Source organism: Vibrio sp. Vb1980, from assembly GCF_033338615.1.
In the GTDB taxonomy this organism is placed as follows: Bacteria; Pseudomonadota; Gammaproteobacteria; order Enterobacterales; family Vibrionaceae; genus Vibrio; species Vibrio alginolyticus.
The window spans coordinates 1-517 of record NZ_JAWOSZ010000181.1; the positions used below are offsets into that span (position 1 = coordinate 1).

Sequence of the window (517 nt, forward strand, 5' to 3'; positions counted from 1 at the left end):
CAGAAAACGGCCGTTATGAAAAAGGCGAGTTTGAAGACATCGAAAGCATCATCCAAGGCATTGTTGGCTACAAAGGCCGTGTTCATGTGGCATTTGGTGACGTGATTGAGCAAGAGTTTGAAACGCCAGAATCGCTAGCGAATGAAATCGACCGTCAGATACACGAGAACTATAAGTTGTATCCGATCAACTTGCTTGCTGCAGGTCGTGAAGATTCAAGCATTATCACAGAAGCGGTGAAACGTCAGCTTGCTGATAAGCTAGAACAGCTACCAGAAGGCGCAAGACCGTATCTTGTTGCGAGCTACGCTAACCCAGTGAATAACCAAGATTAGTCGCTGTGTATGCTGCGCAAATGAGTTAGGCGCATCCAACTACTCCAATGAAAAACACCTCGTATTGAACGAGGTGTTTTTGTCTTTGCGTATCTCTTTTTGTCTCTCCAATTAACGCGCGACTGCGCCACCTAAGGTCAGATACTTTGGCCACTTGGTTATCTTATTGCCACCCAAAAAGA

The 517-nt window shown here is 45.6% G+C and carries 1 pseudogene; it reads left to right on the plus strand.

Annotation, left to right across the window (positions count from 1 at the left end):
- Nucleotides 1-335 (plus strand): annotated as a pseudogene (locus tag R7F64_RS24400) (1-acyl-sn-glycerol-3-phosphate acyltransferase); the annotation flags it as partial.
- Nucleotides 336-517: the final 182 nt, after the last annotated feature.